The following is a 24875-nucleotide window of genomic DNA, read 5'->3' on the forward strand; positions in this document are numbered from 1 at the left end:
CCAATTCAGCAATTGCGTTCCGCCCCTGAATCGTGGTTCCCTAATCTCATGGACGGCGTCGGCAGGCTGCTGACGTTGCAGAATAAAAAGGGAGTTGGCGTATCATGCCCATGACACCAGGCGACATCGAAGACATGATCAAGGCGGGGATTCCCGGTGCCAAGGTCACGATCCGCGATCTGGCCGGTGACGGCGACCACTATGCCGCCGAAGTCGTGGCCGAGGCGTTTCGCGGCAAGACCCGCGTGCAGCAGCACCAGATGGTCTACAATGCGCTTAAGGGCAACATGGGGGGCGTTCTGCATGCCCTTGCCCTGCAGACGAGCGTGCCGGAGTAAGCCTGAATGGCCGACCTGATCAAGGAACTCGTTAGCGGCGTTGTCGACAGTGCGCTGAAGGAAATCCTCAAGAAGACCGGCGTCAAGCGCACCTCGACCAAGCGGACGAAGCGCCGGACGCGGACAGCCTCGTCCGGCGGCGGAATTCTTGCCGATATCCTTGAGGCGGCGATCCGCAAACCGGCGAAGAAACAGGTGAGCCGGCGGAAGACTTCGGCCGCGCGCAGCAAGACCCGCCGGCGCACGGCTTAGGCAGTGGTAATAAAACCACATCTTGAGGCCCATCAATATTTGTTGCGATTCGGTGGTGAAAATCACCAACATGCATGCTATCTAAGACCCAATCGATTTCCGGCCCTTGAAGCCGGCGCAGGAAGGAAGACAAGATGAGCGGAATTCACGAATTCATCGACAACGAAGTCAAGACGAACGATGTGGTGCTCTTCATGAAGGGTACACCGCAGTTCCCGCAGTGTGGCTTCTCCGGTCAGGTGGTCCAGATTCTCGACTACATCGGCGTCGACTACAAGGGCGTCAACGTGCTCGCCGACGCAGACCTGCGCCAGGGCATCAAGGACTATTCCAACTGGCCGACGATTCCGCAGCTCTACGTCAAGGGTGAATTCGTCGGCGGTTGCGACATCGTGCGCGAGATGTTCCAGGCGGGCGAGTTGCAGTCGCATCTGGAAGCGCAGGGCATCGCCGTCAAGGGCGCTGCCGCCTGATCTAAGGACGCCTTGTCCCGATCCATTGGAGAAGGCGGGCAACCGCCTTTTTTGATTCGGATATCTGTCCGGATCTCGATTTTCGTTGTCTTTCCAAGGGCTTTGCACGTTCAATTCGCGCAAGGACCGTTCGAATGTTCTGAAAGCGTACTTCCTTCCTGAAACGCAAATTGGCGTTCGGAAGCGGAGCTTGGGGCCGAATTCCCGGCCTGTCATGAAGCAGTCGCGATCGTTCGGCATAAGCAGCCAACAGAGGTTCCCCGCCTCGGCCCTTCCGGCACGGAAACTCCCGGTCGCCGCCGATCGACGCTTCCTTCGCTTCCTGCAGGCCCGGTCCATGCGGTGCGGCTGCCTGCCGCTCCCGCCCGAAATTCCTGTGCCGACCGGCATCACGCCAGCCGACATCCTTCTTTTCCGGAACCGTCCGGACCCAAACCTGTTTTGCTTGCGCCCACCGCGCCGCTAGGACTTTTGAAAATGACAAGCATGACCAACGACGACGCCCTGCCCGGCGTGACGAAATTCCAGTTCATCGCAATGATGGCCATGCTGATGGCAACCAATGCGATCTCGATCGACATCATGCTGCCCGGCCTGCAGGAAATCGGCGCGAGCCTCGGCGTGACTGACGAGAACGAGCGGCAGTATATCATCACCGCCTATCTGCTCGGCATGGGTGTGGCGCAACTGTTCTTTGGTCCGCTTTCGGACCGCTTCGGGCGCAAGGCGCCGCTGGTCGGCGGCCTTGCCCTCTATGCGGTCTGCGCGCTCGCGATTGCCGTCGTACCGAGCTTCGGCCTCATGCTGGCATTGCGTTTCATACAGGGCGCGGGAGCGGCTGCCACGCGCGTCATCACCATCTCGATCGTGCGCGATGTCTATGGCGGCCGCCAGATGGCTGAAGTCATGTCGCTTGTCATGATGGTGTTCATGATCGTGCCGGTCGTGGCGCCCTCGATTGGCCAGCTCATCATCAGCCTTGCCGAATGGCACATGATCTTCGTCGTCGTCGCGCTTTATGCCGTGATGAACATCGCGATCGTCCTATCGAAGCTTGGCGAAACGCTTGATCCGGCCCATCGCCGCGCCTTCACGCCGGCGGTGACCTCAACGGGTTCCGCATCGTGCTGACGAACCGGCTGTCGCTGCTCTATACCCTTGCGACCTCCGTCATCCTCGGCGCGCTCTTCGGCTTCATCAACTCGGCGCAGCAGGTGCTCGTCGGCGTCTACGACCTCGGCGTGTGGTTTCCGCTTGTGTTCGCGGCGTTCGCCAGTATGATGGCGGTCGCTTCCTTCACCAACTCCCGCCTCGTCCGCCGCTTCGGCACGCGGCCGCTGTCGCATGCGGCACTCGTCGGCTTCACGCTGGCGAGCTTCATCTGGATGTCCGCTTCGCTCTATGCGCCGCTGCCCTTCCCGGTCTTTGTGGTCCTCTATTGCGCCACGATGTTCCAGTTCGGGCTGATCGCTCCCAACTTCAATGCCATGGCCATGGAGCCGCTCGGCCATGTCGCCGGCACAGCGTCCTCGGTCCTCGGCTTTATGCAGACCATCGGCGGAAGTGTGATCGGCGCCTTCATCGGCCAGTCGTTCGACGGCACGGCCACGCCCCTTGCGACCGGTTACTTCACCGTTGCCGCCATTGGCCTCGTCTTCGTGCTCATCGCCGAACGCGGCAGGCTTTTCAAACCGCACCATCAGCCGGCCGGCTGAACCTTTGGAGCCGGCCGGCCAGTCTTTTCAAAGAGTAAATTTACGGGTTATCCCAATGTCCACCATCACCAATCAATCCGAACATATCGACGGGGTTTCCGGGGCGGAGCGCCTCAACATGGGCATCGTCGAATTCATCATCACCATCGCCGTCATGACGGCGAGTGTCGCCATCGCCATCGACAGCATGCTGCCGGCGCTGCCGGCCATCGGCCAGTCGCTGAACGTCGCCAACACCAATGATAGTCAGCTGGTGATCGGCGTCTTCTTCCTCGGATTCGGCATCTCGCAGATCTTCTTTGGCAGCCTTTCCGATGCGTTCGGCCGACGCCGCGTGCTGCTCGGCGGCCTCGCCTTCTTCACCGTGTCGATGTTTGCGGCTGCTCTTACCGAGAGCTTCGAGACCCTGCTCATCCTGCGCTTCGTCCAAGGCATCGGTGCGGCCGCAATCCGCATCACCACCATGGCGATCGTGCGCGACTGCTTCGGCGGCCGCGAGATGGCGCGGGTCATGTCCTATGTCATGATTGTCTTCATGATCGTGCCGATCGTCGCGCCCTCGATCGGGCAGCTGGTGATCCTCTATGCCAACTGGCACTGGATCTTCATCCTGATCGGCATCATCGGCGCGATCCTGTTCATCTGGGCGTTTTCCCGCATGAAGGAGTCCCTGCCCCGCGAAGAGCGCATGCCGCTCTCCGTCGGCGCAGTCGCTTCCGGCTTCAAGACCGTTCTGACCAACCGCATCACCTGCGGCTACATGATCGGCATGACGCTCTTTACCGCTGTCATCTGCGCATACATCGTCACGGTTCAGCAGATCTTCGGCGAGGTCTACGGCCTCGGCGACTGGTTGCCGATCGCGTTCGCCGGCACGGCGGGCGGGATCGCGGTTGCGAACTTCGCCAACGGCTACTTCGTCCGCAGCTTCGGCATGCGCCGCATCTCGCATGCGTCGATGATCGCCTTCACCCTGATCTCGATTGTCGGCTTCGTGATGTCGCTTTCGGGCACGCCCGCCTTCGTCGTCAGCTATCTGATGTTCTCGGTGCTCCTGATGTTCTTCGCTGTCATCGCGACCAACTTCACGGCGATCAGCCTCGAGCCGATGGGACACCTGGCCGGTACCGCGACGGCGATCACCGGTTTCGTCTCCACCACAGGCGGCGCCTTGATCGGCGGCGCCGTTGGCCAGCTGTTCAACGGCACGCTGCAACCACTCTTCGGCGGCTTTGCCCTCTTCGGGGGCGTGACGATTCTGGCGACGCTCTGGGCCGAGAAGGGCAAGCTTTTCACCCATCCCGGCGACAAGGACGTCACCATGGATCACGGTGGCGGCCACATGTAACCGGCGTCAGCATGGCATGAAAAAGCCCGCCCGGAGCGCTCCGGGCGGGCTTTTTCTTTTGGCGGAGGGAGACGGCTCAGACTGTGAAGACCTCGCGGCGCAGCGTCTCCCAGCTGTCCTTGTCGGTGGCAAGCAGCAGGCCGCCATTGAGGTGAGAGGGCAGATAGGGCGAGCCGTCGAAGCGCGCGGCATAGGCACCGGCTTCTTGCGAAATCAGCGTGCCGGCCAGGTGGTCCCAGGGCATGAGCTTCTGGTACATGAGGAAGTGGATATGGCCGGCGGCAAAGATGCGATACTCGTGCGCGGCGCAACGGTAGCTGGTGGCCATGCGGACCTTGGCCATGTTGGCCATGACTTCGCGCCGCGCTTCCTGCTTGTAGAAGCCGGTCGAAGCCCCGCCGACCATGGCCTCGAGCGGCACACCCGCGGTAACGGACAGGCGCTCCTGCGATCCATCAGGGCGGCACATCCAGGCGCCCGAACCCTTTTCCGCGATCACCCAGTCATTGCCGAGCGGATCGTAGATGATGCCGGCGACCGTCTCGCCCTTTGCAACGACGCTTGCCATGACGCCGAAGAGCGGCATGCCGGCGGCGAAGTTGAAGGTGCCGTCGATCGGATCGACGACGACGGCGAGATCGGCATCGGCGAGCTTGTCGAGCAGCGCAGGGTCGGCTGCGACCGATTCCTCGCCGACAAAAAGCGCGCCCGGCGCGACCTCTTGGATACGCGCCTTGATCAGCCGTTCGGCTGCCTCGTCTCCCTCGGTCACGAGATCGATCGCTTCCGACTTCATCCTGACATCACCGGCATCGAGATTGCGGAAGCGCGGCAGTATTTCTTTGACCGCGGCCTCCTGCAGGAGGTTGGCAAGGCCGGCAATGTCGACGGAATGGCTCATTCTTTGGGCTCCGGAGCGAGGGACTGGAAATCGAACAGCTTGGGATCGAGCAGGTGTGAGGGGTTCACGTGGCCGAGCGCGCGCAGCATCGTGTCCTTGCGGCCGGGCATGCGCCGCTCGATATCGGCAAGCATCGCCTTCATCGCATTGCGCTCGAGGCCGTCCTGCGAACCGCAGAGGTCGCAGGGGATGATCGGAAACTCCATGGCCGCAGCGAACTTGGCAAGATCGTCCTCGGCCGCATAGGCGAGCGGGCGAAGCAGCATCAGATCACCCTCGTCGTTCAGCAACTTCGCCGGCATCGAGGCGAGCCGGCCGCCATGGAAGAAGTTCATGAAGAAGGTTTCGAGAATGTCCTCGCGGTGATGGCCGAGTACCAGCGCGTCGCAGCCCTCTTCGCGGGCGATGCGATAGAGGTTGCCGCGCCTGAGCCGCGAACAGAGCGAGCAGTAGGTCGCCCCCGTCGGCACCTTCTCCTTCACGATCGAATAGGTGTCGCGATACTCGATACGGTGCTTGACGCCGATCGATTGCAGATACTCCGGCAGGATATGCTTTGGAAAGTTCGGCTGGCCCTGGTCGAGATTACAGGCGATCAGCTCCACCGGGAGCAGCCCACGCCATTTGAGGTCCATCAGGAGCGCCAGCAGGCTGTAGCTGTCTTTGCCGCCGGAAAGACCGATGAGCCAGCGCTTTGCGCCCTTCATCATGCCGAAATCGTCAAGTGCCTGCCGCGTCTGGCGCAGCAGGCGCTTGCGCAGCTTGTTGAACGAGACGGACGACGGCATGCGGCTGAAAAGCGGATGGGCGCCAGCGTCGATCTCGGTCTCATCAAAAACGGTATCGGCCTGGTCTTGCGACGCGTTGAGCGAAAGGTCCATGGCGGGGATCCTGTGCGGCAGGCGGGTACAATCGGTACCCGGCAAATCTTGGCCTGCACTTGCCCGCTCCGGCTGTCAAGATCAAGGAAAATCGGCCGAGGGCCAGTGCTTTACGGGCCGAACACCGACCAGCTGGTGCGCGCCGCAAGCATTTCGAGCGCCAGCGAGCCGAGCAGCGAGTTGCCGTTTTCGTTGAGGCCCGGCGACCAGACGGCAACCGAGGCCTTGCCCGGTGCGACCGCCATAATGCCGCCGCCGACGCCGCTCTTGCCGGGCAGACCAACGCGGTAGGCAAAGTCGCCCGAGCCATCGTAGTGGCCGCAGGTCAGCATCAGCGCATTGATGCGTCGCGCGCGCTGGCGCGAGACGACGTTATGGCCGGTCAGCGGATTGGTGCCGCCGGCTGCCAGGAACAGCCCGGCCTTTGCCAGCTGGCTGCAGGTCATCGACAGCGCGCAATGGTGGAAGTAGACGCCGAGTACATGTTCCACCGGATGATCGAGCTTGCCGAAGGAGCGCATGAAATTGGCGAGCGCGAAGTTGCGGTAGCCGGTGGCCGTCTCGGAGCGTGCCACCTCGTGGTCGATGACGATCTGATCGTCGTCGGCGAGATAGCGGACGAACTGCACGATCTCGCCGATCAGTTCGCGCGGCGTATGGCCGGCGAGGATCAGGTCGCTGATGGTGATGGCGCCGGCATTGATGAAGGGATTGCGCGGCTTGCCGCCCTCATGCTCGAGCTGGACGATCGAGTTGAACGCCGAACCCGACGGTTCGCGGCCGACGCGATGCCAGATGTTTTCGCCGTGCTTGCCAAGCGCCAGCGTCAGCGTGAAGACCTTGGAAACGCTCTGGATCGAAAACGGCACTTCCGCATCACCGACGCGGTAGATCTTGCCATCGGTGGTGACGATCGCCATGCCGAAATGCTTGGCATCGACGCGCGCCAGCTGCGGGATGTAATCGGCGACCTTGCCCTGGCCGAACCTTGGGCTCAGCTCCCGGTGGATGTCGTCGATGATCGTCTGCAGGTCCTGCGGCACGTTCTGCTCGGGCATCGGCTTCCCTCTCACTCACCGCCTTCGGAACGAAGGGATGAAATCGCCATGATCGGAGTGCGGTCGTCTGATCGGCAGGCAGAGGCTACCGACAAAAAAACCGCCCGTTTCCGGGCGGTTTTCGAAACATCATAAGGCGTGAGCCCCGGATTAACGCGAATAGAATTCGACGACGAGGTGCGGTTCCATGACGACGGCGTAAGGAACGTCGGAGAGAACCGGAACGCGGACGAAGGTCGCGACCATCTTGTTGTGATCGGCTTCGATGTAATCCGGAACGTCGCGCTCAGCGAGCGAAACCGATTCGAGAACGGTTACGAGCTGCTTGGACTTTTCCTTGACTTCGATGACGTCGCCCGGCTTGCAACGGTAGGAGCCGATGTTGACGCGAACGCCGTTAACCTTGACGTGGCCATGGTTGACGAACTGGCGTGCAGCGAAAACGGTCGGAACGAACTTTGCGCGGTAGACGATCGCGTCCAGACGCGACTCGAGCAGACCGATCAGGTTTTCCGGGGTGTCGCCCTTGCGGCGGTCAGCTTCAGCGAAGATCGCGCGGAACTGCTTCTCGCGGATGTCGCCGTAGTAGCCCTTGAGCTTCTGCTTGGCGCGCAGCTGTACACCGAAGTCCGAGAGCTTGGACTTGCGGCGCTGGCCGTGCTGGCCCGGGCCGTATTCGCGGCGGTTCACCGGGGACTTCGGACGGCCCCAGATGTTTTCGCCCATACGGCGGTCAATTTTGTACTTGGACGATTCGCGCTTGCTCATCGCATTTCCTTTCAAACGGTTACACCGGCCTGTTACCAAACCGGATCAAGGAAACACGCCCTCCTCTGAACCCATTTTCGGGTTCTGACAGGTTTCTCACGATCAAGCTGACGGAGAAGCCACGGGACATGTCAAATGAAACACCGGACATTTCTGCCCGGCGTTGGGGCGGCTTTAGTGCTTCCGGCCGGCATTGTCAAACGAAATCGCCGCTTTGGGCACCATTTCAGGCGGGGTCGCCAACTGGTTGGCTTTCCAGGGAAACGAGCAGCTTCTTCAAGAGCGCTGCCAGCGCGACGCGCTCCTCTCGGCCAAGACCCTCCAGATAGCGCGCCTCGCTCGCCATGTCAGCACGAAACGCCGTTTCGGCAAGCGCTACTCCCTTCTGCGTCAACCCGACCACGCTGCTGCGGCCGTCCGATGGCGAACGCTCGCGCACGATCAGTCCGGCCTTCTGCAGCCGATCAAGCCGATGGGTGAGACCGCCGGACGAGATCATCAGCAACGTATAGAGATCGGTCGGCGTCAGCCGGTACGGTGGGCCGGACCGCCGGAGCGTCGAGATGACGTCGAATTCGCCGCGATCGAGACCGAATGCGGCGAAGGTTTCCTCGATCGAGGGCCGCACCAGGTTTGAAAGCCGGTAGGCGCGCCCGAGGATCGTCATTGGCTCCGTATCGAGATCCGGCAATTCACGGTCCCATTGTGCCCGCAACCGGTCGACGTGGTCCCTCTTCTCATTGTCATTTCGCATCTAACACTCCGGGTTCCTGGCAATATATCTTGACGAGAAGATAGTTTCGAATAATATCTTCTCGTGAAGATAGTTCATTCGACCTGACAAGCCAACCCGATGGAGGCCAGCATGTTTCATGTCATTCCGCGTGCAGAGCAGAAGCAGAGCCCCAACCGGACGATCCTGTTCGAAGGAGGGCAATACGGCACACCGATTTCGCTTTTCCTCATGGATGCCGCGCCTGGACAGGGGCCGGCACTGCATGTCCATCCCTATCCCGAGACCTGGCTCATCCATTCCGGCGAGGCGGAGTTCACGGTCGGCGAGCAAACGCTCATCGGCAAGGCCGGCGACATCATCGTCGTTGATCCCGGCACGCCACACCGTTTCGTCAACAGCGGCAACACCCGGCTGGAAATGACCTGCATCCATGCGTCCGACCGGGTCATTCAAGAATGGGTCTGAAACAGGCCACGACGGGCGCCCTCGCCCGCTCTCACGCGACTGTTTGACAAGAAAAGAAGCCTCGATTGGAAGCCGGGCTCACTCCGCCGCTGCGGCCGCCGGATCCACCGTATCCGGTCCGTTCGCGTCGCCAGGGGCGGTCTCGCAGCCGAGATCCGGAAAGGCGACGATGCGCTTGCCCGAGAAATCGGCATGGACGACGATCAGCCCATGCTCTTCGAAGTAGCCGAGCAGGCGACGCGCGCGGCGGGCCGAATGGGTTCCGTAAGCGCGCGCGATCATTGCATCGGAGGGGCATGGCAGACGCCGCACGGCCGCCTGCGCCATCATCAGGAACACCGCCTGCAGGTCTTCGGTGACGCGATCGGCAAGCAGCAGCGCTTGAGCCCAGGTCTCGCTCGCCGCCGTTTCCGCATCGACCCCGGAGCGCGCGACCGCCATCTTGCGGCGGAAGGCACTGAGAGACAGCGCCGTCCCGGACGGCAGGCGGCGAATGCGGCAACGCACGAGGAAGTCCTGGAACAGTTCCGCATCAGGCCGGAAGGCCGCTTCGGGATTGGCGAGGATTTCCAGGAACACGCTGTCAAGCAGCCCTTCCCGCTCCTCTGGCGTCAGTTCCGGTTGCGCAGGGCGCATCTCGACCGGGGCAACAGGCTCGGGTCGAGGCCGCGACAGTTCCGCAAGGATGTCCGTCGCCGGACGCGGCGGCGGCGCGGCGCGCCGCATGATCGGCCGCGTCAGCTCATCCGGATCCGGCGTGAAGATCAGGTCCTCGACATCCTGTGGAGCCTCCGGCAGCGGCATCAGCTTCGGGCTGGTCGAACGGGCCGAAGTCTCGACAGTACCGATCGTCACCCTGAGCGGCCGCCGCGAAAGGGCTGGGCCTAGTGCGACGAACGAACCGCGCTTCAGGTCGCGGAACATTTCCGCCGTGCGCCGGTCCATGCCGAGCAGATCGGCCGCACGCAGCATGTCGATGTCGAGGAAGGTGCGGCCCATCAGGAAGTTGGAGGCTTCGGCCGCAACGTTCTTGGCGAGCTTTGCCAGACGCTGTGTGGCAATGACACCGGCAAGCCCACGCTTACGGCCGCGACACATGAGGTTGGTCATGGCGCCGAGCGAAATCTTGCGCACCTCTTCAGTGACGTCGCCTGCGACCGACGGTGCAAACATCTGCGCCTCGTCGACCACCACCAGCACCGGATACCAGTATTCGCGGTCAGCATCGAACATGGCGTTCAGGAACACGCCGGCATTGCGCATCTGCTGCTCGATATCGAGCCCTTCGAGCGAGAGCACGCAGGAGACGCGGTGCTGGCGGATGCGGTTGGCGATGCCGATCAATTCCGCATCGGTGCGCTCGCCTTCGACGACGACATGTCCGAACTTGTCGGCAAGCGTAACGAAATCGCCTTCGGGATCGATGATGCATTGCTGCACCCAGGGTGCCGATTGCTCCAGCAGCCGGCGCAAAAGATGCGACTTGCCCGAACCGGAATTGCCCTGAACCAGGAGACGGGTGGCCAGAAGCTCTTCGATATCGAGCGAGGCCGAGGTCCCTTCGGACGTCGTTCCCATATCGATGCCGACCTTCATGTCCACCTCTTCGTGCGAGAGCGTTCCGCTTGTCGAACCGCTCAATGTGTTGGTTTCATGCAATTCCGGGCGCAAACGCCTGCGCACTTCTGCTGCAATGCTTTAGATGATTCGCGATCATGCGGAGACCGCCAATGGAGCGACACCTAGCACGGTTTTCCCGGAAATCGTGCCGTCGACACAGAAAACCCACAGGGAATACGCGCTTCGCGCCACACGGCCGCCGCTTACCGACTGCAAGACAAAGTTGCGTCGACATCGTCAGCGCCCTTTCATCAGCGACAGCGCGAGCCCATATGCTTGGAACGCAACAAGGATCAGGGGGAACGATGCGTCGGAGCGAATCGGAACAGCAACTGCAGATGAACAACCTCGATCAGCGCATGCGCGATGCCTATGAGGGCGGCCAACCCGTCCTGTCAAAGGCGCAAGCCGCCTCCGTCCGCCACAAGAACTTCCTGCTTTTATGCGGCTTGGTGTCCTTGATCGCGATCCTGCTGGCGATCCTCTTCTAGCCGACCGGCTCGGCCTGCCCCGCCTGCGCTTCGACGCTCGCGTTCGGCATCACCGTCAGGCCGAAACCCTGCATCAGCCGGCGCGTCGCAAAATCCGGTTTGCCCGAGGTGAAGATGGCCGGGTCCTGACCGTTCAGCGGCTCGAAACCGTTCGGCTGCGGTACCAGCGAGCGCGCACGTCGGGCAATCGCTTCGGCCGGGTCCAGCCAGTCGACCGGCCAGGGCGCAAGCCTGCGGAAGATGTTGGCGACAAAGGGATAATGCGTGCAGGCGAGCACGACGATGTCGGTCTTGCGGCCGTCCATCTCGACGAAACACGGGGCGATCTCGGCAAGCACGGCCTCGTCGTCCAGCTTCTCGCCGCGGATATAGGCCTCGGCCATCTTGGCGAGGTTCTCGGAGCCGACGAGCCGCACGTGACACTGGCTGGCGAAGGACTGGATGAGATCGCGGGTATAGGCGCGCTTGACGGTACCCGGCGTCGCCAGCACCGAAACGAGGCCTGAGCGGGTGCGTTCCGCCGCCGGCTTGATTGCCGGAACCGTGCCGACGAAGGTCATGTGCGGATAGGCTGCGCGCAGATCGGCGCCAACAAGCGTGAACGCCGTGTTGCAGGCGATCACGCAGAGTTCCGGATCGTGTTCGGCAAGCAGCCGGCCGAAGAGTGCGACCACCCTCTCCTTCAGCGCCGCCTCTTCCCAGCCGCCATAGGGAAAGCCGGCGTCGTCGGCGATGTAGATGAAATGCCGCTCGGGCATCAGCACCCTCGCCTCGCGCAGCACGGTCAAGCCGCCGATGCCGCTGTCAAAGACGAGGATGGGTTTCAGTTCACTCGCTGTCACCTTTGTCTCGCACTTTCCTGCTGTGCTCGCCCCTGCTGTGATCACCCGGAGCGCCGGAACCGCGCGGGTTTTCCCGCGTGAACCGGTCGAGCGAAGAAATGACGCCGCGCAGCACCTGGATTTCCGATTCGGTAAAGGATGGTCTGGTCAGAACGGCCCGCAGGTTCTCGACCAATTTCGGCTTTTTGTCGGCGGAGCGGAAGTAGTTGCGCGCGTCGAGTGCTTCCTCGACATGCTCGAACAGCCCCTGCAGATGTTCCTTGGTGGCGGGCCGTTGCTCGATCGCCTGGAACGAGGTCTGGTCCTCCGATTCCATGCCGGTTTTCAGCCACTCGTAGGACATCAGAAGCACGGCCTGCGCCAGATTGAGCGAGGCGAAGGCCGGATTGACCGGAAAGGTCACAATCTCGTCGGCAAGCGCCACCTCTTCGTTGGTGAGCCCGGTGCGCTCGCGCCCGAACAGGATTCCGGTCTTCTCGCCAGTCTGAAAGCGCTGGCGCAGCGTGCGCGCGGCTACGATCGGCGAGCGCACCGGCTTGTAGCCATCACGGTCGCGCGCCGTCGTCGCATAGACGAAATTGAGGTCGGCGATCGCCTCTTCGACCGAACCATAGAGCTTGGCAGCGTCGATCACGTGGTCGGCGCGGCTGGCCGCGGAGCGTGCCTTTTCGCTCGGCCAACCGTCGCGCGGATTGACGAGCCGGAGCTCCGCCAGGCCGAAATTCGCCATGGCCCGAGCCACCATGCCGATGTTTTCGCCGAGTTGGGGATAGGCGAGAATGATCGCCGGCCCTTCCGCCAGAAGTTCGCGCTCGCTGTTCGTACCTGCCATTTCCGTAGCCTTCGCCTTTCGTTCGGCGCTTCCCTTGCACAAATGCCGGCGAAATTAAAGACCGGCTCCCGGTTCTACAGGTGAAGACGGTTGAGCGATACGCCGATCATCTCCAGGCCAAGCTCGGCATCGTCTCTGGAAATCGGCAGGTGCCGGTCAACAGGCGCACCGATCCGGCCGACTTGATAGAAATAGGTCGAAGCCTTCCCGCGGACCGATCGAACGCGCGCGATGTTCTCGTCAAGATCGGCGGTGAAATCGGAACCTTCGGTTGTCGCATCCGTGCCGACACGCCGCGCGAAGACCCGCGCCCAATAGGTGCAGGCGAGAAAGATGGCGAGCGTCTGGCGGACATGGCCGGGGCGCGTGACCAGTTGCCAGGGCAGTCCGAGCGGTTTTGCCGCCGCCGCCAGATCACGATAGGCCCGGTCGAGCGCTTGAGAGCGGGCAACGAGAGCCAGACCCGAGGCCCCGTCCCTTGCCGCCTGCAGCAGCCCCGTCAGTTCGTCGCACCACGTCACCACAGCGGCACCAAGCGTCGTGCGGGTGCGCGTCGGAAAAACGAAGAAGGCGACGGCCGCCCCTGCAAGCGAGCCTATCAACGTTTCCTCCAGCCGTAGCTGCAACAGCTGCGGCGTTAGCACACCCATCAGGCCGTAGAGCAGCGACAGCACGATCGAAACGAAGAAGGTCATCGTCGCATAGGAGACGGCGAGGAAATAGAAGGCGAGAAAGACGCAGAGGGCGCAGAGCGGCAGCACCAGATAAATGTTTCCGCCGACAAGCGTGCCGGCGACGATGCCCACCACGATGCCGAACAATGTACCAGCCGAACGCTGCAGCGCCTTGACCGCCGTGTCGCCGCGCGAGCGGGTATTGGTAAAGACGAGAAAGGCCGCCAACACGGCCCAGAACCAGCGCTCGCGCGACAGCATCAGACCGAAGATCATGGCGATGCCGGAGGCAAGCGTGATCTGGATCGCCGTCTTCAGCGCCGGATCGTCGAGCGACGGCTTCCAGCGGGTAGCGACGCTGCCTGTTGCCGCTGCCGGTTCTTCGAGGTCCGCGGGCGACAGCTTCGCGAGGCTCCGCGCGAGCCTCTGGCGCACGTTGCGAAGCCAAAGCAGCGCCTTCACTGTCTCTTCGCGGCGAGCGCTCGCATCACTCAGTCGCGCGGTCTCCTCGTCGATCCTCTCGCCATCGCGCGCGATCAGCGCCTCCACCAGCGCCGGCGGTGGCATGGCCTGAAAACTGAGCACGATCACGCTCTCGGCCGCCAGATGAAGGTCGAAAAGGTTGACGACGAGATCGGCGGAAGCGATGCCTGGCTCCGGTTCCGGCCGCCGGTTTTCCGTCGGGATGAAGCTCTCCGCCATCAGCACCGCTTCCTTCAGCCGCTCTTCGGCCGCATGCAGACGGCGACGGTCGGCATCCGAGAGAACCGGCTTGCGGGCAATGTCCAAGAGCTGCAGCAGCATCTGGTCGACGCGCCGCTGGACGCTGGCCGCGGCGCGCAGCAGGTCGCGATAACGGTCATCCGGCAGCAGCCGCGTGCGAACAAGATGCGCGACCGTCGCGGACACGGCCGCTCCGAAGAACAGCGCCGGCAACTGATCGGCCGTCGGGCGAAGATAGGCGCCGGTGAAGTAGGACATGAAGGCGAACATGCCGACGGCAAAGCCGCGTGGGCCGAAGGATCGGCTGTAGACCGCGAGAAAGATGATCAGCAGAAACACGACGTCGGAGAGATAACGGTGATTCTCGAGGAGCGAAGCAAGCGCGACCATCGAGACGCCAACAACAACGGCAATGATGCGGGTAAGGCGTTGCCCGGCAACGGTGCGGTCGCGCACCGCCAACCCGCCTTCGACGGACAGCGAGGCGGCAAGACCGTAGGCCGCCGGCGGCAACGGCACGATCAGATAATGGACGGCCATCAGGATCAGAACGGAAACGACGATCGTGGCGGTGATGCGGGACGCCTGGCGCAGCCGGGAGAAGGCCGGATCGTTGGCAAGGAGCCAATCACGCATACGGGAACGAAGTGTCATCGGATGCCTTTGCCTGTCTGCGGTCGCCTGCAACAGCGCGCCGCCTCGCCGGTCGTTCCCTGCATAGCGGCAGATGCCACCTTTGCAAGGCCGGCAGCGTTCAAAGTCTAGCAGGAAAGACTTGCCAAACCCTTGGTCTCCACCGGGTTTTGCCTGCATCCAAAGTTTCGGCCAAGCATGCTTTGCGTCGCCGGTTCTGAGTGCTATAGGGCACAGGATTTTTCAGAGAGGAAGGGACATCGCTCCCGCTGTCCCGCATAAGCTACGAGGCATATTCATGGCAAAGATCAAGGTCGCCAATCCGGTCGTCGAACTCGACGGCGATGAGATGACCCGCATCATCTGGCAGTTCATCAAGGACAAGCTGATCCATCCCTACCTCGACGTCGATCTGGAATATTACGACCTTAGCGTCGAAAACCGCGATGCCACCGAAGACCAGGTCACGATCGACGCCGCCAATGCGATCAAGAAGCACGGCGTCGGCGTCAAGTGCGCCACGATCACGCCGGATGAAGCCCGCGTCGAAGAATTCAAGCTGAAGAAGATGTGGAAGTCGCCGAACGGCACCATCCGCAACATCCTCGGCGGCGTCATTTTCCGCGAGCCGATCATCTGCAAGAACGTTCCGCGCCTGGTTCCGGGCTGGACCAAGCCGATCATCGTCGGCCGTCACGCCTTCGGCGACCAGTACCGCGCCACCGACTTCAAGTTTCCTGGCAAGGGCAAGCTGACGATGAAGTTCGTCGGTGAAGACGGCAAGGAAATCGAATACGACGTCTTCGACGCACCGTCGGCCGGCGTTGCCATGGGCATGTACAACCTCGACGATTCGATCACCGAATTCGCGCGCGCTTCGTTCAACTACGGTATCCAGCGCAAGGTTCCGGTCTACCTCTCGACCAAGAACACCATCCTCAAGGTCTATGACGGTCGCTTCAAGGACATCTTCCAGCAGGTCTTCGACGCGGAATTCGCCGAGAAGTTCAAGGAACTGAAGATCTGGTACGAACACCGCCTGATCGACGACATGGTTGCCTCGGCGCTGAAGTGGTCCGGCGGCTACGTCTGGGCGTGCAAGAACTACGACGGCGACGTCCAGTCGGACATCGTCGCCCAGGGCTTCGGCTCGCTCGGCCTGATGACCTCGGTTCTGATGACGCCAGATGGCAAGACGGTTGAAGCCGAAGCCGCCCACGGCACGGTTACCCGCCACTACCGCCAGCACCAGAAGGGCGAGGAAACCTCGACCAATTCGATCGCCTCGATCTTCGCCTGGACCCGCGGTCTTGCCCACCGCGCCAAGCTCGACGGTAATGCCGAACTCGCAAAGTTCTCCGAAACGCTCGAGAAGGTTTGCGTCGACACCGTCGAAGCCGGCTTCATGACGAAGGACCTGGCGCTGCTCATCGGTCCCGATCAGCCGTGGCTCTCGACCACCGGCTTCCTCGACAAGATCGACGAGAACCTGCAGAAGGCCATGGCTGCCTGATAGGGCTGCAGTCCTTGAAGACAACGAAACCCGGCCTTGCGCCGGGTTTCTTTTTGGCTGACCGCCGAAGTCCAGGAGGCTCAACGACCGGCCCCTGCGATCGCCTCCGTCGCGACAACTAAAACGTATCGCGGCTGTTGCTTCTCGGATCGTCGTCCACAAAATGCGGATCGTAGATTCCGCCGCGCGCTTGTCGACGCCATGGCCGGGCCGGATCGCCGGGATCGTTGCCGATATCGGCCACGGCAATCGAAGGTTCGTCTACTGTGCACCGCGCCGCCCATTGACCATCAGGCGAAACGATCCCCGAGGGCGCCGCCAGGCCAGGCTGAGCGAGAACGGCAAAACTTGTCCAGTAGCGGTTGCTCGACGCATGCCCCTGTACCTCGGCGGCAAAAGCAAGGTCATTCGGCAAAGAGCCGCCCGTCGTCGAGAACAGGAGGCAATCGACATTCAGCCGTTCGTATTCGATGAAAAGCTCGGGAAAATGGCACTCGATACCAAGCGCGCAGCCGAAGCGGACGCCGTCGACCTCGAACGTCACCGGGATCGAGCCCGGTGTGTACATGAAGGAGATCTTGGTGTTCGACAGCATGCGTTCGTCGTAGCGCGTCGCGACCGCTCCCTTGTCCGAGATCACGTACAGGCTGTTGTGCGGACGGTGAGGTTCGGTGAGCTGGTGTACGGACCCGAAGACTGTCCACAGCCCGAGTTCTCGCGCCAGCCTTCGCGTGGCATCAAGCTCCTCGCGCAGGACCGCCCACTCGAACCGGCGCCAGTCGGACGGACCGATTTCGCGGGGACCGGTAGCGGACATGACGCGCTTGTTCGGAAAACACGTCGCTCCCTCCGGGAAATGCACCACGCGCGCCCCTGCCCAATGTGCCTGCCGCATCAGGTTACGGATCTCCTCGCCGACAACGCGAAGTGCGGCCGCATCGCGAGGATCATCGAAGAAGCTGGATTGCGCCACGGCCAGGCGCAGCGATTTTGATTGGGAAGGCGCGTCGTTTTCCTTCGCGTCGCGAAGATACATGAGCGCAGTGGTATAGGATTCGCCGGTCTTGGCGGCACGGGCGCGCACGCGCCGTTTGAAGTTTCGGTTTTCAGTCATAACAGGGCCTTTCGCGTCTCGGACAAGCTCCCCAGCAACCGGGCCCGAAACGGTGGGACCGAGATTGCGACCCGAGACTGAAGTCCCTTTGCCTCCGTGAAAGGATCGTGCTGGGGACGATCTTTGGAGGTTCGGCGCAGGCCACGCCGAACCAAAGGTGGCGGCGTGGCGCTGATTCGTCAATTCCGGTGAGCGGGCACCGAACGCCCGTTATTTCAAAGGCAGATAGATCTCGCTCAAAAGTTCCGTCGGCGGAACCTCGCGGGGATTGTTGAGATATTTCTCGAACATCAGGCTGTCGCGGATTTCACGACCCGACTGCGGCAACCAGGTGCCGTAGAGCCATTGGTAAGCCTTCGGCATATCCGCGTAAGGCCCCTTGTGGCGAAGTACGGCGTAGCGGCCGCCATCGAGCCGGTGCGGCGTCAACGGCGCTTCCGTTGGCATCTGCGCGCGAGCGCTGACACAGGCGAACGAGCGCAGTTTCTCCGTCGGAACCAGTTCGGGATCATCAAGGTAGAGGCCGATCATCTCCATGTCCGGCCGGAACAGCTGGCGCGAGAACAACGTTCCATAGAGCGTCTCGAACGCTCTTCCGATCTCCATATAGGAGCCGCTATGGGCGACGCCGACGAGATCGAAGGCGTCAATCTCCTTGAGGGTGACTTCGTACATATCCGTAATTCCTTCCGTTGAAGCGGTTTCAAAGGCGACATGGCTTCCCTCCTTGCGGTAACGCGCCGGCGGCAGCCCGTAGGTTGCCTTGAAGGTGCGGTTGAAGGATTGCAGATTGGGATAGCCAGAGCGCCGCGCGATCGTTTCGACGGGAAGATCGGACTGGGCGAGATCGGCAGCAGCTCGTTGCAGTCGCAGCCGCTTCACCGTGGCCGCCAGCGTTTCGCCGTGCACGGCCCGGTAAATCCGGTGCCAATGGTGCGGCGACAGGCAGGCAATCTCGGACAGGCGATCGAGGTCGAGATCGCCGTCGAGATGACCATAGATGTAGTCGCTTACCCGGTGCAGGCGCCGCTCATAGGTCGCCCACGCTGCCTGATCGTCCATGTCGAACCTTTCGCGCTTTGCTCACGGATCGGTAGACCATAGATCAATTTGACAAATCCTGCGGAGTTGTCTGGAGGCATGGCCAAGCTTTCCACCGGCCGCGCCGTCCCTCCCCGGAGGTGTCGAGGGCATGCCTGAGCGCCATGTCCGCAAATAGAAAAGGCGCCAGATTGGCGCCCCTTCTCAAGCCTTGTTGTAGATCGTCAACCGGCGAGCGCGACGGCCACAGCCTCGATCGCTTCGGCTGCCTTCTCGCCGTCGGGGCCGCCAGCCTGGGCCATGTCAGGACGTCCACCGCCACCCTTGCCGCCGAGGGCAGCCGAGGCGACACGAACCAGATCGACGGCGCTGAGCTTCGATGTCAGGTCGTCGGTCACGGCGACGACGGCGCTGGCCTTGCCGTCGCCGGAGACGCCGACGAAGGCGACAACGCCCGAGCCGAGGCTCTTCTTGCCGTCGTCAGCAAGGCTCTTCAGGTCCTTGGGCTCGACGCCCGAGACCACCTTGCCGAGGAAGCGCACACCGGCGATGTCACGGGCCGCATCGGCGGAACCCGCCTCGCCGCCGCCGCCAAGCGCCAGCTTCTTCTTCGCTTCGGTCAGTTCACGCTCCAGCTTGCGGCGTTCGTCAAGCAACGCCTCGACGCGGCCGAGCACATCGCCCGGCTGAACCTTCAGCGTGTTGGCAAGCGTCTTCACGCGCTCGTCCTGCTCGTTCAAGTAGGCGCGCGCGGCTTCGCCGGTCAGCGCCTCGATGCGGCGAACGCCGGCACCGACGGCGCTTTCCGAGACGACGCGAACGAGGCCGATGTCGCCGGTCGCCGACACATGCGTGCCGCCGCAAAGCTCGACCGAGTAAGGACGGTTGGCCTTGGATCCATGAACGCCGCGGCCCATGGAAACAACACGCACTTCGTCGCCGTACTTCTCGCCAAAGAGCGCCATTGCGCCTTCGGCGATCGCGTCATCCACGCTCATCAGGCGCGTGGTCACCGGCGTGTTCTGCACGATGATCTCATTGGCCATTTCTTCGACGACCTTCAGCTCTTCCGCCGACATCGGCTTCGGGTGCGAGACGTCGAAGCGCAGGCGCTCGGGGGCCACCAGCGAGCCCTTCTGGGCGACATGGGTACCGAGCACTTCGCGCAGCGCCTCGTGCAGCAAGTGGGTCGCCGAGTGATTGGCGCGAAGACGGGCGCGGCGGGCGTGGTCAACGTCGAGTTGGGCAGCGTCGCCGGTCTTGACCGAACCTTCGGCAACGACGGCGAAGTGGACGTAAAGCCCCTCGCCGCGCTTCTGCGTGTCGGTCACGGTGAGCTTGCCGCCTTCGACGGTGATCGTGCCGGTGTCGCCCATCTGGCCGCCGGATTCACCATAGAACGGCGTCTGGTTGAGGATCACCTGAACCGTTTCGCCCTTGGCAGCCGAGGTAACGACGGCGCCATCACGCACGATCGCCTGGATCACGCCCTCGGCGGTCTCGGTGTCATAGCCGAGGAAGTCGGTCGCACCGTGCTTTTCCTTGAGTTCGAACCAGATCGTCTCGGTCGCCGCTTCGCCGGAGCCGGCCCAGTTGGCACGGGCTTCGGCCTTCTGGCGCTCCATCGCGACAGAGAAGGCGTCGGTGTCGACGGTGATGCCCTTGGCGCGCAGCGCATCCTGGGTGAGATCGAGCGGGAAGCCGTAGGTGTCGTAGAGCTTGAAGGCGGTCTCGCCGTTGAACTGGTCGCCTTCGGAGAGGTCGGCCGAAGCTTCGGAGAGCAGGTTCAGGCCGCGCTCCAGCGTCTTGCGGAAGCGGGTTTCCTCAAGCTTCAGCGTCTCGGAAATCAGCGCTTCGGCGCGCATCAATTCCGGATAGGCGCGGCCCATCTGGCCGACGAGCGCCGGCAAGAGCTTCCACATCAACGGATCCTGTGCGCCCAAGAGTTGGGCGTGACGCATGGCGCGACGCATGATGCGGCGCAGAACATAGCCGCGACCTTCGTTCGATGGCAGAACGCCGTCGGCAATCAGGAAGGCGGACGAGCGCAGGTGGTCGGCGATGACACGATGGCTGCCGCGGCGGTCGCCCTCGGCCTTGACGCCGGTTGCCTCTTCCGAAGCGGCAATCAGCGCGCGGAAAAGGTCGATGTCGTAGTTGTCATGCTCGCCCTGAAGCACGGCCGCCAGACGTTCGAGGCCCATGCCGGTGTCGATCGACGGACGCGGCAGGTTGACCCGCTCCTCCTTGGTGATCTGCTCGTACTGCATGAAGACGAGGTTCCAGATCTCGATGAAGCGGTCGCCGTCCTCGTCGGCCGAGCCCGGAGGGCCGCCCCAGATGTGATCACCGTGGTCGTAGAAGATTTCCGAGCAGGGACCGCAGGGGCCGGTATCGCCCATGGCCCAGAAGTTGTCGCTGGTCGGAATCCGGATGATGCGGTCGTCGGAGAGGCCGGCGATCTTCTTCCAGAGGCCGAAGGCCTCGTCGTCGGTGTGGTAGACCGTGACCAGCAGGCGCTTGGCGTCGAGACCATATTCCTTGGTGATCAGGTTCCAGGCAAGCTCGATCGCGTTCTCCTTGAAGTAGTCGCCAAAGGAGAAGTTGCCGAGCATTTCAAAGAAGGTGTGGTGACGCGCGGTATAGCCGACATTGTCGAGGTCGTTGTGCTTGCCGCCGGCGCGCACGCATTTCTGCGCGGTCACGGCCGTCGAATAGGGACGCTGCTCCAGCCCGGTGAAGACGTTCTTGAACTGCACCATGCCGGCATTGGTGAACATCAATGTCGGATCGTTGCGCGGCACCAACGGGCTCGACGACACCACTTCGTGACCGTTCCTGCGGAAGTAGTCGAGAAAGGTCGACCGGATTTCATTCACGCCGCTCATCTTGCGTCCTATTCTTATGCACCGATTCCGACTCGGCCCCGGCATATGCCGCGCCACTAAGCCATTGTCCCTAAACCCCGTAGCCACCCATAACGGCCACGTCCTCCAACGCCTTCGGCCGCCGGAACCAAAGGCTTTTATCGCTCGCGTATCCCACTGTCCAGACGGCAGCAAAAAACCGACCGTCAAAGCGACGGTCGGTTTTTTGGGCAGCTTCTGGACCTTGGTGGATTACGCTTCGGCGGCGTCATCGCCGTCGTCGGGTTCCGGGCCACCGTTTTCGAGGAAACGGTCAGCGATCAGGCCGGCGTTCTGGCGCAGCGCCGTCTCGATCTCGCGCGCCAGGTCCGGATTGTCGCGCAGGAACGTCTTGGCGTTCTCGCGGCCCTGACCGAGGCGCTGGCTGTTATAGGAGAACCAGGCGCCGGATTTCTCGACGATGCCGGCCTTGACGCCGAGATCAACGAGTTCGCCGGTCTTCGACACGCCCTCACCATACATGATGTCGAACTCGACCTGCTTGAAGGGAGGCGCCATCTTGTTCTTGACGACCTTGACGCGGGTCTGGTTGCCGACGACTTCTTCGCGCTCCTTGACCGAGCCGATGCGGCGGATATCGAGGCGGACCGAGGCGTAGAACTTCAGTGCGTTGCCGCCGGTGGTGGTTTCCGGTGAACCGAACATGACGCCGATCTTCATGCGGATCTGGTTGATGAAGATGACCATGCAGTTCGACTTGGAGATCGAGGCGGTCAGTTTGCGCAGCGCCTGGCTCATCAAGCGGGCCTGCATGCCCGGCAGGCTGTCACCCATTTCGCCCTCGATTTCAGCGCGCGGCACGAGTGCGGCGACGGAGTCGACGACGAGAACGTCGATCGCCCCGGAGCGAACCAGCGTGTCGGTGATTTCCAGCGCCTGCTCGCCGGTGTCCGGCTGCGAGATCAGGAGGTTTTCAAGGTCGACGCCGAGCTTGCGGGCATAGACCGGATCGAGCGCGTGTTCGGCATCGACGAAGGCGCAGATGCCGCCCTTCTTCTGTGCTTCCGCGACGGTTTGCAGCGCCAGCGTCGTCTTACCCGAGCTTTCCGGGCCGTAAATCTCAACGATGCGGCCCTTCGGCAGGCCGCCAATGCCAAGCGCGATGTCGAGGCTGAGAGAGCCGGTCGAAACCGTCTCGATCTCGATGATGCTGTCCTTTCCACCGAGCTTCATGATCGATCCCTTGCCGAACGAACGTTCGATCTGGGAAAGTGCCGCTTCAAGTGCCTTGCTTTTATCCACCGATTTGTCCTCTACGAGCCGCAAAGAGTTTTGTGCCATTTGGTCCACCTTTAGGTTATTGAAGCTACCGAGGCAATGAAGCCGCCGCAGGAGTTTTTGTACATGTTTTGTTCCGTATTTGCAAGAGCAGGACAATACATTGAAAAACAACGATTATCTGATTTTCGTTCGATTCCTGTTCACGGATTGAAACCATAGGTTCTCAAGTGCGAGCGCTACCCCTCCGAGCACGCCCGGCAAGGCTCTGCCGATTCGTCCGCGGGTGAGACTTCGAAGAGGCGCGGCATTTGGGATTGCGCTTCGAAATGGCAGAGAGCCAACAGAAATTTCGGCCGACGGCCAAGCAGAGGAACATACATGACGGAAGCTGAAATCGCCGTCTTCGGCGGCGCGCATATCGACAGGCGCGGCCGCATTTCAGGAACGACCGCACCGGGATCGAGCAATCCGGGGACCTGGTTCGAGGAGGCCGGCGGTGGCGGCTTCAACGCAGCGCGCAATTTGGCCCGTCTCGGCCACAACGTGCGCATGATCAGCACGCGTGGCGGCGATGCCGCCGGTGAAATGGTGACTGCGGCGGCAGCGGCAGCGGGCGTCATCGACAGCCCCCTCACCTTCCTCGACCGCAAGACGCCAAGCTACACGGCCATCCTCGAAAACGACGGCAATCTGGTGATCGCGCTTGCGGACATGGAGCTCTACCGGCTGTTCTCGCCGCGGCAATTGCAACGCCGCTCGCTGCGTGAGGTTGTTGCCACAAGCAAACTCGTGCTGACCGATGCGAACCTGCCGGAAGAAACGATCGCCACGCTGGTGCAGTCGGCCGCGGCAAGCGGCCGCCTCGTCGCCGGCATCGCCGTCTCGCCCGCCAAGGTCATTCGCTACCGGCCATGCCTTGCCAATCTTTCGTTCCTGTTCATGAACGAATCCGAGGCGCGGGCGCTGACCGGCAAGGATGCGGCAGAGGCAGAGGAATGGCCGGCGTTGCTTGGAACCGTTGGTCTCAGGGGCGGTGTGGTGACGCGTGGCGGCCGCGCGGTCGTCGCGTTCGATGAGGACAGAACCTGCGTGATCGTGCCGCCGGCCCTGCCCGCGCTCGCCGACGTCACCGGCGCGGGCGATGCGCTCGCCTCCGGCTTCCTCTCCGCCCGGCTTTCCGGCTGCGACATCGCCGATTGCCTGCGGCACGGCATCGCAGCCGCCGGAATCACGTTGCGCTCCCCCTTGGCCGCATCCGAAGAGATGTCCGCGGCCAATCTCGAACAGGCGCTCGCTCTTGTGCCGGCACCGCAAATGCTGTCATGACAAACGGCAGCAGAACTCCCAAGGAAAGACCATGACCAAACCCGTTTCTCCCTTCCTGCCGATGGAATATTCCGACGAGGTCGCCGCCGCCAAGGCGCGCGGCGCGCCGATCGTGGCACTGGAATCGACCATCATCACCCATGGCATGCCCTATCCGGGTAACCTCAACATGGCCCGCAGCGTCGAGGCGATCATCCGCGAACAGGGCGCCGTCCCGGCGACGATCGCCGTCATCCATGGCGTGCTGCACATCGGCCTTGACGATGCCAAACTTGAGGAACTGGCAAAGACGCAAGGCGCCATGAAGGTCTCGCGCGCCGATCTCGCCTTTGCGATCGCCGAGCGCCGCACGGGTGCAACCACCGTTGCCGCAACGATGATTGCGGCTGCCCGCGCCGGCATCCGCGTCTTTGCGACCGGCGGCATCGGCGGTGTGCATCGCGGCGCCGAGCTCTCCTTCGACATCTCCGCCGACTTGGACGAGCTTGCCCGCACCGGCGTCATCGTCGTCTGCGCCGGCGCCAAGGCAATCCTCGACATTCCGAAGACCCTCGAAGTGCTCGAAACTCGCGGCGTTCCCGTCGTCACCTATGACAGCGAAGTGTTCCCGGCCTTCTGGTCGCGCGATTCGGGGCTCAAGAGCCCGCTGATGCTGAACAGCCCGGCAGCGATCGCCAACTTCCAGAACATGCGCGACTTGCTCGGCGTCGAAGGCGGCATGCTGGTCGCCAATCCCGTGCCGGAGGCAGCTGAGATCCCGCGCGAGGAAATGGAAATCTACATCGCCCGTGCGCTCGACAACGCCGAAAACGACGAAATCACCGGCAAGGCCGTGACGCCCTACCTGCTCAGCAATCTCTTCGAAATGACCGAGGGCCGCAGCCTCGAAACCAACATCGCGCTGGTTGAGAACAATGCACGCCTCGCCGGCGAGATCGCGGTCGCACTCAGCGCCAAGTAGCGCGGCCCAAAACGGCCAGCAT

The 24875-nt window shown here is 62.4% G+C and carries 22 protein-coding genes and 1 pseudogene; 10 read left to right on the forward strand and 13 right to left on the reverse strand.

Translation table 11 applies throughout. The features are described 5' to 3' along the window. The first annotated feature begins 104 nt into the window (after positions 1-104). From BBX50_RS21145 to BBX50_RS21170, 5 genes and pseudogenes are all read left to right on the forward strand, one after another. On the forward strand, positions 105-338 hold the full coding sequence (locus BBX50_RS21145; RefSeq protein WP_065777301.1) for a BolA family transcriptional regulator: 234 nt from the start codon (positions 105-107) through the stop codon (positions 336-338). Positions 339-344: 6 nt separating this feature from the next. Next, positions 345-590, forward strand: a complete 246-nt coding sequence (locus BBX50_RS21150; RefSeq protein ID WP_065777302.1) for a hypothetical protein — start codon at positions 345-347, stop codon at positions 588-590. Between the two features lie 134 nt (positions 591-724). Further along, a complete protein-coding gene (gene grxD, locus BBX50_RS21155; protein ID WP_058328257.1) occupies positions 725-1063 on the forward strand; it encodes a Grx4 family monothiol glutaredoxin in 339 nt (112 codons plus the stop codon). A 477-nt stretch (positions 1064-1540) separates the two neighbouring features. Beyond that, positions 1541-2778 (forward strand): annotated as a pseudogene (locus BBX50_RS21165) (multidrug effflux MFS transporter). Positions 2779-2833: 55 nt separating this feature from the next. After that, positions 2834-4126, forward strand: coding sequence for a multidrug effflux MFS transporter (locus BBX50_RS21170; RefSeq protein ID WP_065777304.1), 1293 nt, complete (start codon positions 2834-2836; stop codon positions 4124-4126). Positions 4127-4202: 76 nt separating this feature from the next. Here the strand turns inward: BBX50_RS21170 and BBX50_RS21175 are convergent, their stop codons facing one another. The 5 genes from BBX50_RS21175 to BBX50_RS21195 form a co-directional block, all read right to left on the reverse strand. After that, the gene (locus BBX50_RS21175) at positions 4203-5027 is read right to left on the reverse strand and encodes an inositol monophosphatase (protein WP_065777305.1); all 825 of its coding nucleotides are present in this window, start codon (positions 5025-5027) and stop codon (positions 4203-4205) included. After that, positions 5024-5908: a tRNA 2-thiocytidine(32) synthetase TtcA gene (ttcA, locus tag BBX50_RS21180; RefSeq protein WP_065777306.1), complete on the reverse strand. Its 885-nt coding sequence runs from the start codon at positions 5906-5908 to the stop codon at positions 5024-5026. The genes BBX50_RS21175 and ttcA overlap by 4 nt, the downstream gene beginning before the upstream one ends. Positions 5909-6018: 110 nt before the next feature. Then, positions 6019-6966, reverse strand: a complete 948-nt coding sequence (locus BBX50_RS21185; RefSeq protein WP_065777307.1) for a glutaminase — start codon at positions 6964-6966, stop codon at positions 6019-6021. Between the two features lie 150 nt (positions 6967-7116). Further along, a complete protein-coding gene (rpsD, locus tag BBX50_RS21190) occupies positions 7117-7734 on the reverse strand; it encodes a 30S ribosomal protein S4 (protein ID WP_034794529.1) in 618 nt (205 codons plus the stop codon). Between the two features lie 226 nt (positions 7735-7960). After that, positions 7961-8488, reverse strand: coding sequence for a MarR family transcriptional regulator (locus tag BBX50_RS21195; protein WP_065777308.1), 528 nt, complete (start codon positions 8486-8488; stop codon positions 7961-7963). A gap of 111 nt (positions 8489-8599) precedes the next feature. Here BBX50_RS21195 and BBX50_RS21200 point away from each other — a divergent pair, with 111 nt between their 5' ends. Further along, entirely contained in the window at positions 8600-8935 is a 336-nt protein-coding gene (locus BBX50_RS21200) for a cupin domain-containing protein (protein ID WP_083213756.1), read from the forward strand. Between the two features lie 78 nt (positions 8936-9013). Here BBX50_RS21200 and BBX50_RS21205 read toward each other — a convergent pair whose 3' ends face one another. Beyond that, positions 9014-10531, reverse strand: coding sequence for an ATP-binding protein (locus tag BBX50_RS21205; protein WP_065777330.1), 1518 nt, complete (start codon positions 10529-10531; stop codon positions 9014-9016). A 329-nt stretch (positions 10532-10860) separates the two neighbouring features. Here BBX50_RS21205 and BBX50_RS21210 point away from each other — a divergent pair, with 329 nt between their 5' ends. Then, positions 10861-11046, forward strand: a complete 186-nt coding sequence (locus tag BBX50_RS21210) for a hypothetical protein (protein ID WP_065777310.1) — start codon at positions 10861-10863, stop codon at positions 11044-11046. Here the strand turns inward: BBX50_RS21210 and murI are convergent. The 3 genes from murI to BBX50_RS21225 form a co-directional block, all read right to left on the reverse strand. Then, entirely contained in the window at positions 11043-11888 is an 846-nt protein-coding gene (gene murI / locus BBX50_RS21215) for a glutamate racemase (protein WP_065777311.1), read from the reverse strand. The two genes, BBX50_RS21210 and murI, sit on opposite strands and share 4 nt — an antisense overlap. Further along, complete coding sequence (locus BBX50_RS21220; protein WP_065777312.1) at positions 11875-12720, reverse strand: RNA methyltransferase; 846 nt, start codon at positions 12718-12720, stop codon at positions 11875-11877. Before BBX50_RS21220 ends, murI begins: the two co-directional genes overlap by 14 nt. A gap of 74 nt (positions 12721-12794) precedes the next feature. Then, a complete protein-coding gene (locus tag BBX50_RS21225) occupies positions 12795-14771 on the reverse strand; it encodes an FUSC family protein (protein ID WP_065777313.1) in 1977 nt (658 codons plus the stop codon). A gap of 277 nt (positions 14772-15048) precedes the next feature. Here BBX50_RS21225 and BBX50_RS21230 point away from each other — a divergent pair, with 277 nt between their 5' ends. After that, positions 15049-16263: an NADP-dependent isocitrate dehydrogenase gene (locus tag BBX50_RS21230; RefSeq protein ID WP_034794552.1), complete on the forward strand. Its 1215-nt coding sequence runs from the start codon at positions 15049-15051 to the stop codon at positions 16261-16263. A 118-nt stretch (positions 16264-16381) separates the two neighbouring features. Here the strand turns inward: BBX50_RS21230 and BBX50_RS21235 are convergent, their stop codons facing one another. The 4 genes from BBX50_RS21235 to recA all read right to left on the reverse strand — a co-directional run bounded on the left by BBX50_RS21235 (position 16382) and on the right by recA (position 22626). Then, on the reverse strand, positions 16382-17377 hold the full coding sequence (locus BBX50_RS21235; protein ID WP_065777314.1) for a carbon-nitrogen hydrolase family protein: 996 nt from the start codon (positions 17375-17377) through the stop codon (positions 16382-16384). A 210-nt stretch (positions 17378-17587) separates the two neighbouring features. Then, the gene (locus BBX50_RS21240) at positions 17588-18439 is read right to left on the reverse strand and encodes a GyrI-like domain-containing protein (protein WP_065777315.1); all 852 of its coding nucleotides are present in this window, start codon (positions 18437-18439) and stop codon (positions 17588-17590) included. Positions 18440-18642: 203 nt separating this feature from the next. Further along, on the reverse strand, positions 18643-21306 hold the full coding sequence (alaS, locus tag BBX50_RS21245; protein WP_065777316.1) for an alanine--tRNA ligase: 2664 nt from the start codon (positions 21304-21306) through the stop codon (positions 18643-18645). Between the two features lie 231 nt (positions 21307-21537). Further along, positions 21538-22626 carry a recombinase RecA gene (gene recA, locus BBX50_RS21250; protein ID WP_065777317.1) on the reverse strand — a complete coding sequence of 363 codons (1089 nt, stop codon included), beginning with the start codon at positions 22624-22626 and terminating at the stop codon, positions 21538-21540. 318 nt (positions 22627-22944) lie between these two features. On the opposite strand from recA, the gene BBX50_RS21255 reads away from it, so the two are divergent. Beyond that, complete coding sequence (locus BBX50_RS21255) at positions 22945-23892, forward strand: carbohydrate kinase family protein (RefSeq protein WP_065777318.1); 948 nt, start codon at positions 22945-22947, stop codon at positions 23890-23892. Between the two features lie 31 nt (positions 23893-23923). After that, on the forward strand, positions 23924-24853 hold the full coding sequence (locus BBX50_RS21260; RefSeq protein WP_065777319.1) for a pseudouridine-5'-phosphate glycosidase: 930 nt from the start codon (positions 23924-23926) through the stop codon (positions 24851-24853). Positions 24854-24875 lie beyond the last annotated feature (22 nt).

This window comes from Ensifer sp. LC11, assembly GCF_001695835.1.
Classification (GTDB): Bacteria; Pseudomonadota; Alphaproteobacteria; order Rhizobiales; family Rhizobiaceae; genus Ensifer.